This is a genomic window from bacterium, assembly GCA_030685015.1.
GTDB lineage: Bacteria > CAIWAD01 > CAIWAD01 > CAIWAD01 > CAIWAD01 > CAIWAD01.
This window is the reverse complement of the sequence record JAUXWS010000081.1, coordinates 1-15,448: the sequence shown is the minus strand read 5'-3', so window position 1 is coordinate 15,448 and position 15,448 is coordinate 1. Positions and strand designations below refer to the sequence as shown.

General features: G+C 66.3%; 9 protein-coding genes and 1 pseudogene. 6 read left to right on the top strand and 4 right to left on the bottom strand.

Going from position 1 to position 15,448, the window contains the following annotated elements:
- Positions 1 to 275 precede the first annotated feature (275 nt).
- Positions 276 to 2,333, bottom strand: a complete 2,058-nt coding sequence (locus tag Q8O14_11705) for a nitrate- and nitrite sensing domain-containing protein (protein ID MDP2361391.1) — start codon at positions 2,331 to 2,333, stop codon at positions 276 to 278.
- A 233-nt stretch (positions 2,334 to 2,566) separates the two neighbouring features.
- On the opposite strand from Q8O14_11705, the gene Q8O14_11700 reads away from it, so the two are divergent.
- Positions 2,567 to 3,070: a bacteriohemerythrin gene (locus tag Q8O14_11700; protein ID MDP2361390.1), complete on the top strand. Its 504-nt coding sequence runs from the start codon at positions 2,567 to 2,569 to the stop codon at positions 3,068 to 3,070.
- Between the two features lie 147 nt (positions 3,071 to 3,217).
- Here Q8O14_11700 and Q8O14_11695 read toward each other — a convergent pair whose 3' ends face one another.
- On the bottom strand, positions 3,218 to 5,683 hold the full coding sequence (locus Q8O14_11695) for a hypothetical protein (protein ID MDP2361389.1): 2,466 nt from the start codon (positions 5,681 to 5,683) through the stop codon (positions 3,218 to 3,220).
- The gene (locus tag Q8O14_11690; protein ID MDP2361388.1) at positions 5,680 to 8,319 is read right to left on the bottom strand and encodes a T9SS type A sorting domain-containing protein; all 2,640 of its coding nucleotides are present in this window, start codon (positions 8,317 to 8,319) and stop codon (positions 5,680 to 5,682) included. The genes Q8O14_11695 and Q8O14_11690 overlap by 4 nt, the downstream gene beginning before the upstream one ends.
- Positions 8,320 to 8,740: 421 nt before the next feature.
- Between Q8O14_11690 and Q8O14_11685 the strand changes: the two genes are divergently transcribed.
- The 5 genes and pseudogenes from Q8O14_11685 to Q8O14_11665 all read left to right on the top strand — a co-directional run bounded on the left by Q8O14_11685 (position 8,741) and on the right by Q8O14_11665 (position 15,193).
- Complete coding sequence (locus tag Q8O14_11685; GenBank protein ID MDP2361387.1) at positions 8,741 to 10,249, top strand: bifunctional UDP-sugar hydrolase/5'-nucleotidase; 1,509 nt, start codon at positions 8,741 to 8,743, stop codon at positions 10,247 to 10,249.
- 30 nt (positions 10,250 to 10,279) lie between these two features.
- The gene (locus tag Q8O14_11680; GenBank protein ID MDP2361386.1) at positions 10,280 to 11,779 is read left to right on the top strand and encodes an MFS transporter; all 1,500 of its coding nucleotides are present in this window, start codon (positions 10,280 to 10,282) and stop codon (positions 11,777 to 11,779) included.
- Positions 11,780 to 11,814: 35 nt separating this feature from the next.
- Complete coding sequence (locus Q8O14_11675) at positions 11,815 to 12,531, top strand: hypothetical protein (GenBank protein MDP2361385.1); 717 nt, start codon at positions 11,815 to 11,817, stop codon at positions 12,529 to 12,531.
- A 372-nt stretch (positions 12,532 to 12,903) separates the two neighbouring features.
- Entirely contained in the window at positions 12,904 to 13,827 is a 924-nt protein-coding gene (locus tag Q8O14_11670) for an AraC family transcriptional regulator (protein ID MDP2361384.1), read from the top strand.
- Positions 13,828 to 14,440: 613 nt separating this feature from the next.
- Positions 14,441 to 15,193 (top strand): annotated as a pseudogene (locus Q8O14_11665) (SDR family oxidoreductase).
- 5 nt (positions 15,194 to 15,198) lie between these two features.
- Here Q8O14_11665 and Q8O14_11660 read toward each other — a convergent pair.
- Positions 15,199 to 15,448, bottom strand: a 250-nt coding sequence (locus Q8O14_11660; GenBank protein MDP2361383.1) for a hypothetical protein, incomplete at its 5' end; no start/stop codon positions are given.

The following is a 15,448-nucleotide window of genomic DNA, read 5'->3' as shown; positions in this document are numbered from 1 at the left end:
GGAACTCCGGCACGCCGTTGCCGACTTCGTGGATCGCTACAATGCCCATTGGCGGCTCGAAAAGCTGGGCTATCTGACTCCCTTCGAGGCCCGTCAAGCCGCCACCGTCAGGCAGGTCGCCTGATGTCTAAAACCGTGTCCAAAGAACCGGGGGCGACACACCGATGCGTGTTCCTTGGGGCAACCAATCGAATGGGGTGTTCTTGGGGCTCGCCTTTTGGTCTGTGGGGCGCACGGAGAGATTCTCGCGTGAGCGACAAGTCCTGCAGCCGGACTCATGCGGCGCGGATGCGCTGGATGAACCCGTCGACCTCGGCCTTGAGGCACGCGGCGTTGGCTGCGAGCTCCCGTGAAGCGGACAGCACCTGTGCGGCGGCCGATCCGGCTTCGTTGGCAGCTTGGTTGACGCCGGCGATGCTGGCGCCGACCTCGCGGGTTCCTGCGGCGGCCTGTTCGACATTTCTCGCGATTTCGCCGGTGGCGTCGCTTTGTTGCTCTACGGATCCGGAGATGGCGCCGGCATTCTCATTGAGATTGACGATGACGCGGCCGATGGCGTCGATGACATCGGCGGCGGATCGGGTTTTTTCCTGGACTGTGCCGACCTGGGTGGCGATCTCGTCGGTCGCGCCTGCGGTTTGGTTGGCGAGGGTTTTGACTTCAGCGGCAACGACGGCGAATCCTTTGCCGGCATCGCCGGCGCGGGCCGCCTCGATCGTGGCATTGAGGGCGAGCAGGTTAGTCTGATCGGCGACGGCCTTGATGAGTTCGACGACCTTGCCGATTTCGCCGGCGGCCACGGCCAGGTCGCGGACCTGCTCAACGGCTTCCTGGACTTGGCGGACGGCATTGTCGGCGGTGTCGGCGGCACCGGTGGACTGCCGGCGGATTTCGCCGATTGATGCGCTGAGTTCCTCGGCGGCGGCAGCGACGGATTGGACATTGACGGTGGCCTGTTCGGACGCCGCGGCGACGGATACGGACTGGGCGTTGACTTCTTCGGCGATGGCGGACATGGAGCGTGCGGTGGCTTCGAGTTCGACGGCGGCGGAGGAGACAGTGCCGACGATGGTGCCGACGCTGTCTTCGAAGGCGCGAGCGAGTTCGTCCATGGCGCGCTTTTTCTCGGCGGCGGTGCGCTGTTCCTGTTCGGCTTGCTCGGCTTCGAGGGCGCGGATGCGGACCGCGTTCTCGCGGAAGATCTCGACGGCGGCAGCCATGCGTCCGACCTCGTCGCCGCGGCCAAGGCCGGGGATGTCGAGATCGGTGTCGCCGTTGGCGAGGCGGCCCATGGCGGCGGTGATTCCGACAAGAGGCCCGGCGGTGGAGCGCACGACGAGCAGGGCGAGGCCGAGGCTGACGCCAGCGAGCAGTCCGGCCAGAAGCAGGAAGGATCCGAGGGCGGTTCCGGCCTGGCGTGCGAGGTGTCCGGCTTCGTCGACGAGCTGGCGTGTGACGAGATCTTCGACGGACCTGAGGCCGTCGATGCGGGTGGTGGCGGCAGTGAACCAGTCGTCGGCGCTGGCGACCAGGGGTGTGTCGTGGGTTCGGCTGGCGATCGCCGCGTCGCGCAGGGTGCGAAGGGTTCTGCCGGCGGGACCATTTTCGACAGCTTCGAGGGCTTGGCGGGCGTCGGGGAGTGCGTCGCGGGTGAAGAGCTCGGCGTAGGCGTTCTGTTCGGCGAGCAGGGCGAGGAAGCGCTGATGGATTTCGGGGCGGAAGAGGCCTTCTGCGTGTCCGATCGCACCGACGGCGCGCTCTTGGCCAGCGCGTTCCTTGGCTTGGAGCAGGAAGGCGTAGGCGCTTCGGATGCGCAGTAGGCGCGGGTCGGCATCGATGGTTCCGAGCTGTTCGACGGCGCGGAGCAGGCCTTGGATCCAGTCGGTGTAGGGCTCTGTTGCCTGGGCGCCAGTGAGGGTGTGCTCGTCGACGCGCCACCGGAGATCGGCGAGGGTGGTGGCGGTGGGCGGATCGAGCGGTGCGGATCCCTCGAAAGCGCGACGTACTTCAGCGTGGAGGCGGCCATCAAGACTGGCGGCGAGGGCCTTGAGCCGGCGGTCGGTTTCAGGCCGCTGGGCGCCCAGCGCGTCGGCGAAGGCGCGGTTCCCGCCGAGCCAGCCGGCGGAGAGACCGCGTTCGCGCTGCAATTCGTGGACAAGAGCGCTGGTTTCGGCGCTGAGCTGACTGAGCTGGACTTGCAAGCGGCTGTCCGTGACTGTCTTCATGCGCGCGCCAGCCAGCAGGAGCACGAAAGCGAGCATGCCGGCCAAAGGCGGGGCGAGGGCTGCGAGCATCTTGCGCCGGATGGGAGTCTGTTCGAGGATTCGCGTCATGGGGTCCTCCAATCGCTTCGATCTGTGCTGCGTGACGGTCGCTGACTCACGCCAGATTCGGGGACAGGTATCGGAAGCATTGCGGGCCGAATTGAACCTCCCACATGGAAATGGCAGTTTTCTTTTTGACATGGTTCAAATGTAGAACCGAGCCGGCCGATACTTGCAGAGTTGGCCGCGCCTGGCGGCGATGGTCCTGTAACGCGGGACGGGGAGCAACTGCAGGAGGAATCATGAATTGGGAATCGGAGTGGACAGCGTCGTACAGCGTGGGTGTTGCGAGTCTGGATTTCCAACACAAGGAGATTTTCCGAATTCTGCAAGATCTGTATAATATTGATGGTTCGGCAAGTCGGGAGATACTGGATGACGTCTTGACGCGATTGACAGCGTACGCGCAGGGGCACTTCGAGGAGGAAGAGCTGCTGATGGCTCAGGCTGGCTATCCGGGGCTGGCTGCGCACCGGGCTGAGCACACGGCCTATATTGCGGCGGTGGCTGGGTTCTGCGCAGAGCTGGAGGATGGTGGCGAATCGGTGTTGCTTGAGCTGAAGCACTACCTGCGGCAGTGGTGGCTGGTGCACATCCTGCATTTGGACATGCAGTACAAACAAGCGCTTTCCCAGGCAAGTAGCAGCGCATTGCCGCCATCGGGCACACGTCCACCGTCAGCGCCCTGGAGTCCCTGCTCACGCGCTTGCACGCCCTGGAGGCCCAGTTCGGCGCGGCGCGCGTGACAGATGTGTTCGTCAAGGACACGGGTGCCCTGCACTTGCTCTGGGCGGTCTTTCCCATCGGGCAGAGCTGACGCAGCGTTACCCGCGCCATGCGATGCAGGGCACTGCTTGTTGGAGATTGTTGCCTCGGTGGGAATTCGCCCAGCATCAGCGTAGCAGCGTCACCGTCCTCGTCTGCGCCCGCCCCGCCGCCTCCAACGTGACCAGATAGAGGCCGCTTGCCAGGCGACCGGCCTGGAAGGGCAGGTGGTGCGTGCCCGCCGGCAGGAGGCCATCGACCAGGACGGCCACCTGCTGCCCCAGCAGGTTGTGCACGACGAGGCGGACGGGCATGGGACGCAGGAGCGTGAGGGGGATGTGCGTCACGGGGTTGAAGGGGTTGGGCCAGGGCGCGCCCAGGGAAAAAACCGGGGGTCGCACTTTCGGCTCCCACGTGGGAAGGTGGGTCCAAGTGGTGTCGTAGAGGGCGGCGTGGGGCCCACCCGTGAAGCCCATGTCATTTCGCAGAGTGCCCTGGCTGGGCCAGAGGGCGAAGCCGGGGTTGTCCGGGTCCTCGGGGTCCTCATAGGCCGACGCCGGGTGGCCCGCATCCACGCAGGGGGATTCAGGGGAGAGGAAGGGCGCGCCCAGGATCTCATCGAAAAGGGGATCCACCGCCACCAGGCACTGGTCCTGCAGCAGGCGGGGCTCTGGCAGCAGGCTGTGGCGGTAGATGCCGGGCAAGGGTTGACCGTCGTCCATGGGGCCAAAGCCCCTGGGATCGGCCTCCATCGCGCCATAGGTGTTGTCCCGGAACAAGCAATTGGTGAACACCACCCGACCCCTTTCCACCCCAAGTTGCGTGCGATAGCCGGGCTGCACCAGATATGGCGTATCGCAGTTCAGGATGGTGGTGTTCGTGACATGGGATGAATCATCGCTCCAGATGAGCAGAGCCATCTGCTCCGACTCCAGCGGAATGGGATCCACCGCCCGCACACCGTCGATCAACACATTGTCCATGCGGATGCTGCGGACTGAGGCGCGGACACCCAGCCTGGACCCATTGATCAGCGCCACATTCCGCATGGTGAAGTCATTGCCGCGGATGTCCACCCCGCCCTCGTCGTTGTCGCGGAACAGGCAGTTCTCCATCCTGTAATTGGTATTCACAAGGTAAGGATCAAGGTAGAACTTGATCATTGATCCAATGTTTGTCGCAGCCCCATAAACCACGTTCCAGGTCCAATGATATTCCGGCGCCATGTTGGAGTTTCGATTCCCCTCGAAGACACAATTGCTGATCCGGAAGTTGCGCAAAGTAGAAGGACTCACCGCAACGAGGCGGCCCTCCTTTCCTGACATGGGCAACCCAATTGCGGCGTAGTCTGACAACTCAATGACATGATTGTTGATGAAGCGGCAACTGTCCAGAAGCCATGATGGATGCATCGTCAACAGGGAAGCGCCTTTCCAATCCTCCAGTGGGTTGTCGGGGTTGGGGGCATTGATGAAGACGTTGTTGCTGAACTCCGAGTGGGTGACGATTCCGGGATTCGTATAAAACAGGGCATTGCTGTTCGTGACCTGGGTGTTCACATAGGTGCTGTCCCCCACCACACAGTCCCGGACGACCAGATGCTTGACATGGGCCATGCCCTGTCCTGAGACGATGCCGCCCGCCGCTTGGCCGATGGAGGTCCGGTTGCGCAGGAAGTACACACTGTCCGCGTCCACGTCCGACAGGGCGTCCAGGTACACGCCTGTCACCGAGGCATAGGGGAAGGAATGCCCCGTCTGGCGGTTGTCCGTCCACCAGATGTTGCGCGCCTTGATGCGCGAGGTCGACCCCACGCGCATGACCGTGCCCGTGGAGAAGGTGTTGTTGCGCAGGGTGATGTCTCGAACATCCGTGTGGCCGTTGTTGTGTTGGCCGGTGGTGCCAAGCACAAGGCTGGGTGCCCGGTTTTGATTGGCAATAAGGATTTCGCGGACAATCAAGGTATCGGCGGCGTGTGCGCTCAAAACATTGTGTGGGCACGGTGATCTGACAGACAGACCACGAAAATATGTTTTTCCCAACGAGTACACAGAAATTATAGTCCCCGAGGTCTCGTTTGAACCGATTTTCATGAACTCAAGGCTTATATTCATAGGAGCTGAAGCCAACACCCCCGCACCACTAAACACACTAGTATTTCCATCAAATTTCAGGTGCTTAAGCACGACATTGCCAGCTTCAACAATATGGATTCCTCCGCCAATCCTAAATCCTCCCAATCCCCCACTGATTGTGAATCCAACTATAGAATAATCATAAATAGGTGATGTGTTGATCGTGATGGTGGAGCCCTGTAGATCCCCGTCGATGATGGTCTCCTCCAGGGCCAGGGTGTCCCCCGTCACCAGGATGTCGGAGATCAGGCAGATGTCCCGTGGCGGCATCACCAGCCGCTCGTGGTAGTGGCCCCGCGCCACCAGCACCGTGTCCCCCGCCGCCGCCGCGTCCAGGGCCGCCTGGATGGTCGGATGCCCGTCCGGCACCGGCAACACGGCCGCCGGCAGAAGGGCCGGCGGCAGAAGAGCCGGCGGCAGCCCCCAGGCCACCGCCAGCCATGTGCGCAGCGTGGTCATTTCACCAGCATGATCTTGGTGGTGGCGACCTGTCCCGAGGCCTCGGCGCGGACAAAGTACAAGCCCGATCCCAGGTGCCCGCCATCGAAGCGGAAGGCATGGCGGCCCGCCGGCCGCCCCTCGTCGCACAGAGTCCCCACCCATTGCCCCTGGATATTGTGCACACGCAGCGTGAGCTGGGCCGGCTCCGGCAGGTCGATCTCGATGCTCGTGGCGGGGTTGAAGGGGTTGGGGTGGCAGGAGGCGATGCCCAGGCGGCGGGGCCGGCCGGGGGCGGCCCCATCCTCGGGCGCGGCCGCCGGCAAGGGTCCGCCGATCAGGGTCTGCCGCAGTGATGCCAAGGACCGCTGCAGGGCCAGGGTGCGCCCCACCTGGGCCAGGGGAGCGCCCAGGGCCGAGGTCTGACCCTGGGGCGGATAGGTCTGGATCTCCAGCTGGGCGGCCTCGATGGTCTTCGCATCCGCCGGGTCCTTGGTCAGGCTGGCCAGGCTGTCCAGGGCATCCACGGCCCAGGCCCGGTCCCCGTGCCAGGCCTCCACGCACAGGCCGCTGCACAGCTCGAAGATGGCCAGGTGCGGATCGGTGGGCTCGGCCGCCACCGCGGCCGCCTCCAGGCCCAGCCGGATGGAATCATAGGCGTCCGCGCCAAAGGGCGTGGTCAAGCCGATGCTCTTGACCAGGCCGGCCACCGACAAGGCGTAGGCACTGACGGGGTGGTCGACCAGGAACTGGATCCAGTAGGTGACGGCCGCCTCGAAGTTGCCCACATCCGCCGCGCCCTTCCCCGCCAGGTACAAGGGGATCTCGCCCCCCTGGCCCGGGCAGGGGATGTGGGCATTGTAGCAGGTGCTCAAGTTGGTGTTGGCCACGGCGTAGGAAGGAATCAAACCCTGGGGCGGAATGGTGTTGTAACACGTGGTTCCCCAGTAATTGTTGTTCCAGTCCGTGCCGGCACAACTGCCCTCTATAAAATTCCGATAAGGAGGTTCCTGAATTCTATAATCAACAAAAGCATTATATCCACATTCCATGTCGACATAGGCGCTATTTGGGTAACCTTGAATGATCGCCCAATTCCTGTCATAATCCGGGCGCCGGAAGAAGCGGTTCACGGCACCATTGTTCATGTGCAAATAGGTGTCGGTCAACCACATGGCCCCGGAGCTGAGGTTGTCGTAAAGGTTGTGGTGCTGGTGGCTGGTCACATTGAACAGGTAGACGGGAAGATGCGCCTCCAGGGCGTAGGCGCTGACACCCTGGAAACGGCAGTGGCTGATGACGGGCTCGCGACCCAAGCAGGAATTGTACTGGAAGATGCTGGACGGAAAGGATCCCGCCATCGCTTCGAACTGGCAGTTCACGACATCCACGGCTGAGTTGTAGATGTCCAGGAATCCCACGCCAAGAGTATCCTCAGTCGTATTGAGCGATCCTCTGAAGTCAAAATCTGCCACACGACCGACACAATTGTTGTAAAACTGCAATCCCCGGTTCCGGTAATGGGAAAAGCGCGATGTCTCCCCGTCAAGATCCACATCACTGTGAGTGAAGTAAAGCCCTCCTTCAGGCGCATAGTGGAACAGGACGCCATTGAAGGTCACCTCAGCCTGATGAGGATAGGTGGCGCTGGATCCGAAATGGAAGGCCGCTGCACCCGTTTGCTGGGTGAGATCGGTCTTTCCCACCAGTGCGGTCCGTGCACCCTCCAAGTCACCAACCTGAATGTGGTAGCCATTGGAGGGGGCCCCTTGGGCGGACAGGCTCAAGGTCTTGCCGGGAGTCACCCGGATGACCGTTCCGTCGGGGATGATCAGATCCTCATCCAGGATGGCACAGTCCTCGACCACCTCGTACCATCCCCGCTCCAAAGGTCCCTGGTGGACGCCGCTGAGGGGTGTGACGGGGTAGGTGGGGGTCCAGCCGATGTCGGGGCGGGTGAGGTCGAAGTCCAGGGGCGCGGCGGGATCGCCCGCGTCCAGGGCCGGCGAGTTCCAGCGGAGGTGAAAGTCCCCGCGGCGGGGGTCCACCAGGCCCAGGTCGGACACGATGCGGTGCCCGGCCCGGGCCGGCGCATCGGGCGGAGCCGCGCGGTCGCCCAGACACCAGGCCAGCTCGACGGAGCGGGCGTCCTCGGCTTGGATGGCTGCGGGGCCGCCTCCCCCCAACAGGCAGGAGGCCAGGCGCGCCGTGGCACCCGCCGCCACCTGCACCAGCGGCCCATCGCCCAGGGCCCAGAGGGTGCTGGAGGATAGCTCGGCGTGGCCGCCGCGCAGCTCCACCAGCGGGGGAAGGGCTGTCCGCTTCGCCGGACGGGTGTCCGCCGCATCGTCCGGCGCCTTGGCCCATCCTGCCCAGCGCGATCTGGGCCTGGCCCACAGCCGGCACCGCTCCACGACGAGGCGCGCCTCGTGCCCTTCGCAGACCAGGAGCGATGCTCCCCCCGCCTTGCCCTCCACCACGCAGTCCCGCAGGATGAGGGTGCCCTGCACGAGGGCGGCGGGTCGTGTGCGGCTGGCCGTCAGGGTGGCGCCCTCCAGCACGAGGCTGTCCCCCGCCGCCACCACCAGCGGCCGGGCCGCGGCGGCGGAGCCGGTGATGAGCAGGAGGAGCGTCAGGATGAAGGGTGCCGGTGCCACGGCAGCAAAGACGGAAAGGAGCGGGGCGGCTGCAAGGGAAATGATGGGGTGGCGGCTTGACAGCGGCGGACAGGTCGAGAGGAGGGCCGCTCCTGTGTGAGGAGGGCGGACCACGTGTCCGACCATGGGTCGGACACCCTGGCAGGTGTTGCCGCCCGGCTGTACGGCCCTTCGGCAAGACAGCCGGCAATGGGTGCGTCTCGCCAGAGCCGGAGAATATCCCGGCGGGCGAGTGTCGCGCCGGACGGGCGATCTGATGCCCCAAGTGGGGAGGGAGACGGGGGCTGTCTGGATTGCCGATCAGGTGTCCGACCCATGGTCGGACACCTCGGCAAATGGTGCCGCCCCGGATCCGCCCACACGCCCTCCTGACCGGAACTCCCCTATATTGTCCGCCCAACACCAACGGCCGGAGCGCACCGTGACACATTTTCAGCGGACCACCCCGACCCTGGCCCTCTTCCTCCTGGCGACAACGGCCCTGGCCCAGCCCAGGCCGCTCACCATCCTTCATGTCAACGACCTGCACACCCGCTACCTGCCAGAGGAGGCGGCCTGGAGCCGGGAGGATCCCAAGCCCCTCATCGGCGGCATGGTCGCCCTGCAGGACGCGGTGGCCCGGGAGCGGGCGGCGAGCGAGGCCGTCCTCGTGCTGGACGCCGGGGATTGGTTGACGGGCACGCCGCTGTCGGAAGTGGAAGCGGCGGGCGTGGAGGGCGGGGCCTTCCTCCAGATGATGAACGCGGTGGGCTTCGACGCCTCCACCATCGGCAACCACGATTTCGACAACGGGGTGGCGGCCCTGGAGCAGCTCATCGCACTGGCCGAGTTTCCTGTCGTCTCCGCCAACCTGGCCAGGAACGGCGTCCCGCTGGCCCCCGCGCCCTGGGTCGTCCTCGAGCGGGGCGGCCTCCGCGTGGGCGTGGTCGGCCTCATCCTGGAGGACCTGGCCGACGAGATCAGCCCCGCCCTCATGGCCGGCATCGAGGTGCGGCCGGTGGCGGAGGCGGCCCGCGCGGCGGTGGTCGCGCTGGACCCCGTGACCGACTTCCTCATCCTGCTCACGCACCAGGGCTGGCAGGCGGACAGCCTGCTCGCCACCCGCGTCGAGGGCGTCGACCTCATCGTCGGCGGCCACTCCCACACCCGGCTGCGCGAGCCGCGCCTCGTCAACGGCGTCCTCGTCGCGCAGGCCGGCTCCTACGCCCGCGACCTGGGCCGCATCGACCTCATGGTGGAGCACGACCGCGTCGTCTCCCACCAGGGCCGGCTCATTCCACTCTACGAGCGCGACGTGGCCTCGCCCGACCCGGTCCTGGCGGGCCAGGTGGCCCATCACCGGCAGCAGATCGACGCCGAGTACGCGGTGGTGGTGGGCCGGGCGGCCCAGGCGCTGGGACGGAGCTACTACCTGGAGAGTCCGCTGGGCAACTGGATGTGCGACGCCCTGCGCGGCCTGACCGACGCCGACGTGGCCCTCCTCAACAGCGGCGGTCTGCGCGCCGATCTGGCCGCCGGGCCGATCATGAAGTTGGACATCAAGCAGATCCTGCCTTTCCGCAACACCATCGCGCTCTTCAACTGCACGGGCGTGGAGCTGCTCACCATCCTGCGCACCAACGCCGAGGCCAGCCTGCGTGAGACCCAGGGCATCCTCCAGCTCTCCGGCGTCGCCTGCACCTATCGCGACGGGGCACAGGGCGCCGAGCTGGTGGAGGTGCGGGTGGGCGGACGGGCGGTGGACCCCGCCGCCATCTACCACGTGGCCACGGCGGACTACGTCCTCAGCCTGGCCGACAAGTACCTGGGCTTCACGCCGACGCAGCCCAAGGAGCGGGAGGGCACACTTTTCACCGCCGTCTGCGCCTGGCTAGAGGCGCACCCGGAGGTGATCCCCCCCGTCGGCGGCCGCTTCACGCGCCTGCCCTGATCATCCATCAACCAACAGACGCGAGGAACCATGCCAGTCTGGTTGTCCAACATCCTTCCCATCCTGTTGCTGCTCGCCGCGGTGACGGTGGTGCTCATGCGCCTGCCCAAGATCGAGGTGGGCCACAGCCCGGCCTATCGCCAGCGCCGTGTACTCAACTGGCTGCCCTTGGGCCTCACCTACGCCTTCCTCTACATGGGGCGCTACAACCTGGAGGTGAGCAAGCACGCCTTCTCCGACATCGTGGGCCAGAGCGGCCAGGCGATGATGGGCAATGCCGACTTCGGCGTCATCTTCGGCGTGGGCACCGTCATCTACGGTTTCTCCTTCATCATCAACGGACCGCTCACGGACAAGCTGGGCGGACGCTTCTCCATCCTCATGGGGGCCGCCGGCGCCCTGGTGATGAACACGCTGATGGGGCTGGCCACCATTTCCGTCCTGCACCACGGCCCCGCCTCGGCCTGGATCGCCGAGCACTTCATCACGCTCTTCGCCGTCCTCTACGGCGCCAACATGTACTTCCAGAGCTTCGGCGCCGTCGCCATCGTCAAGGTCAACGCCGCCTGGTTCCATGTGCGGGAGCGCGGCGTCTTCGGCGCCATCTTCGGCATCCTGATCAGCCTCGGCATCTACTTCGCCTTCGATTGGAGCCGCATGATCCTCGTAGGATTGCGCACGGAGGCCGACCCCGTGCGCGGCCTGCCCTGGGTCTTTTTCGTGCCGGCCATCCTGCTGGGCATCTTCTGGCTCATCGACTTCTTCTGGGTGCGGGACACCCCCGGCCAGGCCGGCCAGCGGGACTTCAACACGGGCGACGCCAGCAGCGGCGACACGGGGCCGCAATTGGGCGCCACCACCGTCTTCAAGCTGATGCTGCGCAACCCCATCGTCATGACCATTGCCGGCATCGAATTCTGCAGCGGCTTCCTGCGCCAGGCGATCATGCAGTGGTACCGCACCTTCGCCAAGCAGACGGACGCCATCCTCCACCTCAAGGACAGCTTCGTCTACGAGAACTGGGGCCTGCTCCTTTGCATCGCCGGCATTCTGGGCGGCGTGCTGGCTGGCGTCATCTCCGACCACATCTTCGGCAGCCGCCGCGGTCCGGTGGCCGTCCTCCTCTACGGCGTCATGCTGGTAGGATCGGCGGCGCTCGCCTTCCTCTACGTCTCGCCGGTGGTGGGGCTCATGGTGATCGTGATGTCGATGGCCGTCATCGGCGTCCACGGCATGCTGTCGGGCACGGCGAGCATGGATTTCGGTGGCACACGCAACGTGGGCGTGGCGGTGGGCATCATCGACGGCTTCGTCTACCTGGGCACGGCCGTGATGAGCTTCACCTACGCCGGCATCCTGCCGCAGCAGCAGTTGGACGAGGCGGGACAGCTGATCGGCCCCGCCACCGACCCGGCCAACTGGCGGGCCTGGCCCCTGGCCATGATCCCCGTGGCGGCGCTGGGCCTCTACCTGGCCACCCGCGTCTGGCACGCCTACCCGACGGCCAGGAAGAGCGGCGGGGCCCACTGAACACGACGACAAGCCAATCATCACGAGGAGCAATCATGGCCGCCAACACCTTCGAGAACCTGATCATCATCGGCCGCCCGGCGGCGGGCAAGTCCGAGGTGATCGACTTCCTCAAGAAGTGCTCCGACGAGGAACGCGCCCGGCGCTTCCACATCGGCCCTTTCGAGGAGATCGACGACTTCGTCTTCGTCTGGGAGTGCTTCGAGATCGACGACATCTACTCCAAGCATGGCCGCCCGCGCAAGTTCACCGACACGAAGTACTACTTCAACGAGCACTTCGTCTGGAACATGTTCCTGGAGCGGATCAACCTGGAGTACGCCAAGAAGCTGGCCTACAACCCGGGCTACCATGAGACGCACACGGCGCTCATCGAGTTCGCCCGCGGCGGCGATGACGGCTTCCGCGAGGCCCTGGGCTACCTCTCCGACGAGCTGCTGGGCCGTTCCCGCCTGATGTACATCAAGGTTCCCTACGAGGAGTCGGTGCGCAAGAACCGCAAGCGGGCGCGCAAGGGGCAGGAGGATTCCATCCTCTTCCACAGCCTGCCCGACGACAAGATGGACTTCTACTACAAGGTCAACGACTGGGACGCCATCGAGGCGGCCGACCCCAGGTACATCACGGTGCGCGACCACAAGATCCCCTACACGGTCTTCGACAACATGCCGGAGAAGACGGGCGATCCCGCTCTGCTCGGTCCGGAGCTGGAGCGCGCCCTGCAGCATTTGTGGGGCATTGCCAAGCCCTGAGTGCGCCGGGAGTTGGACATTGGACGGCCGGATCCCTCGCGGGGTCCGGCCGTTGTCATGGCAGGCGGACTGGAGCCTGGCACCGGCCTGGCACCGGCCTGGCACCGGCCTGGCACCGACCTGGCACCAACCTGGCACCGACCTGGCACCAACCTGGCACCGGCCTGGCACCGACCTGGCACCGACCTGGCACCGACCTGGCACCGGCCTGGCACCGGCCTGGCACCGGCCTGGCACCGACCTGGCACCGACCTGGCACCGGCCTGGCACCGACCTGGCACCGGCCTGGCACCGACCCCCGACCCGAAGTCAGCAAGCACGGTCAAGAAGAACGGTCGCCCTTTCGTCACCTTGACGGGCGAAGGAGGCGCCATGCAGACTCCGCCAGGGCGGGCCGATGTGGTCCGCCGCATGCAGGACCACATCGAGGAGAACCTGGGTCGGCCGGTCACGCTGTTGGCCCTGGCCCGCCGGGCGGGCTGCTCACCCTGGCACGCCAGCCGGCTCTTCAAAGAGATGACAGGCCACACGCCCTTCGCCTACCTGCGCCTGCGCCGGCTCAGCGCCGCCGCCCGCAGCCTGGGTGATCCCTCCGTGCGCATCATCGATGTGGCCTTCGACTTCGATTTCGATTCCCATGAAGGCTTCACGCGCGCCTTCACACGGCACTTCGGCCTGTCCCCGCGCAGCTATCAGCGGCAGCGGCCACCCGTGGTGATGTTCATGCCGGAGCGGATGCGCGCCTACTACCAGAATCCAGTGCAAGGAGGCCCCGCCATGACAACATCCCGCCCCGCGTCCGCCATCTTCGTCCAGGTGGTGGAACGCCCCGCCCGCAAGCTGATCCTCAAGCGCGGCGTGCAGGCCAGGCACTATTTCGAGTACTGCGACGAAGTGGGCTGCCAGGTCTGGGAGCAGCTGGGGTCCGTGGCCGAGGCGCTGCATGAGCCGATGGGTCTCTGGCTGCCGGGGAGCCTGCGCCCCATGGGCACTTCGAGCTACGTCCAGGGGGTGGAGGTGGCGCACGACTACCCGGGGCCGGTGCCGGAGGGCTTTGAACTCATCGAGCTGCCGCCCTGCCTGTGGATGGTCTTCCAGGGGCCGCCCTACGACGATGACGCCTTCCAGGAGGCGATCGCCGAGCTGGACGCACAAATCCAATCCTACCAGCCCGAAAGCTGGGGCTATGCCTGGGATGACGAGGCGGCGCCGCGTTTCCAGCTGGAGCCGCTGGGCTACCGCGGCTACATCGTGGGAAGGCCGGTGCGGCGCCTGGGCGAGGCGGCGGCGCGCTGACGGGTGCGGCGCCGCGCTGTCGTCGCCCGGAGACCGCGGCGCTTCCGCCGAGGCCGCTGGCGCGCCATCCGGGCACCCGTGGGGCAGGCACCGCTGGCCAATCCGGGGCGATGGCCGGATGCTCCCGGGTCGTCTTCTCGTGCACGCCATGGGGTCCGGGAGCGGCTTCGAGCGGCAGGAGGAGGAGTCGGCCCGGCGTTTCGCGGCGGCGGCCCGGGGCGCGGGGCTGGAGGGCATCGTCTATCTGGGGGGGCTGGGTGACGAGCGCGAAGACCTCTCGCCCCACCTGCGCAGCCGGCAGCAGGTAGGCCGCATCCTGCGCGGAAGCGGCGTGCCCACCCTTGAACTGCGCGCCTCCATCGTCATCGGATCCGGCAGCCTGTCCTTCGAGATGATCCGTGCGCTGACCGAGAAGCTGCCCCTCCTCATCATGCCGCGCTGGGTGGAAGTCGAGGCGCAGCCCATCGGCATCGAGGACCTGGTGGCGATCCTGCTCGAGGCGGTGGACCTGAAATTGGCGGAGAGCCGCGTCGTGGAGAACGGCGGCGCCGACGTGCTCTCCTACCGCGCCCTCATGGCCGAATACACCCGCCAGCGTGGCCTGAGGCGCTGGATGATCCCCGTGCCCGTCCTCACGCCGGGGCTGTCCAGCCTCTGGCTGGGACTGGTGACACCGCTCTACGCCCGTGTCGGCCGCAAGCTCATCGACAGCATCCGCCATCCCACCGTCGTGCGGGATCCCGCCGCGGCGGCCCTCTTCCACACGCGGCCCCGGGGCGCGGCCGAGGCGATCAGCGACGCCTTGCGCGACGAGGAGCGGGCCTTCGCCCAGACCCGCTGGTCGGACGCGGTCAGTTCGTCGGGATCTGTTCCCTCCTACGGCGGCCTGCGGGTGGGCACGCGCTTGGTCGACCAGCGCTGCCGGCATGTGGACACGCAGCCCGCGGCGGCTTTCGCGCCCATCGCCGGGCTGGGTGGAGCGGCCGGCTGGTACTCGTGGAACCTGCTCTGGCGGTTGCGTGGCTGGCTGGACCTGCTCACCGGAGGTGTCGGCATGCGCCGCGGTCGCCCCATCGGCCGGCCGCTACGGGCCGGCGATCCGTTGGACTTCTGGCGCGTCTAGGTGTGCGAGCCGCCCCATCGTCTGCGGCTGCTCGCCGAGATGAGAGTGCCAGGCCGGGCCTGGCTGGACTTCGAGGTGGAGGCCGACGGCGCCGGCAGCGTCATCCGCCAGAGTGCCGACTTCCATCCCTCCGGACTGGCGGGGCTGGCCTGCTGGCATGCCGTCCGGCCCCTGCACGTCCTTGTCTTCCGCGGCCTTCTGTGTCAGCTGGCGCGCAACGCGGAGAGCGGCCGGGGCGGCTGAGCGGGTCAGAGGCCCGGTTTGCGCAGCAGGCCGAGCAGGGTGTGGCGGAAGATGTCGCTCCATTCCACCGAGCGCAGTTCAGGCAGGGAACAGAAGATCTCCAGCATGCGCCGCTGGACCCGCGCCGAGTAGAAGAGGGGCCGGAAGAGGCGAGAGGCGCGGATCTGGCCGCGGGTGCGGCCCGTGCCCTGCCGGTAGGCCACGCGCAGGGCGTCCGCGGCGTCCGCGCGCGCCACGCCGCGCGCCGCCAGCACC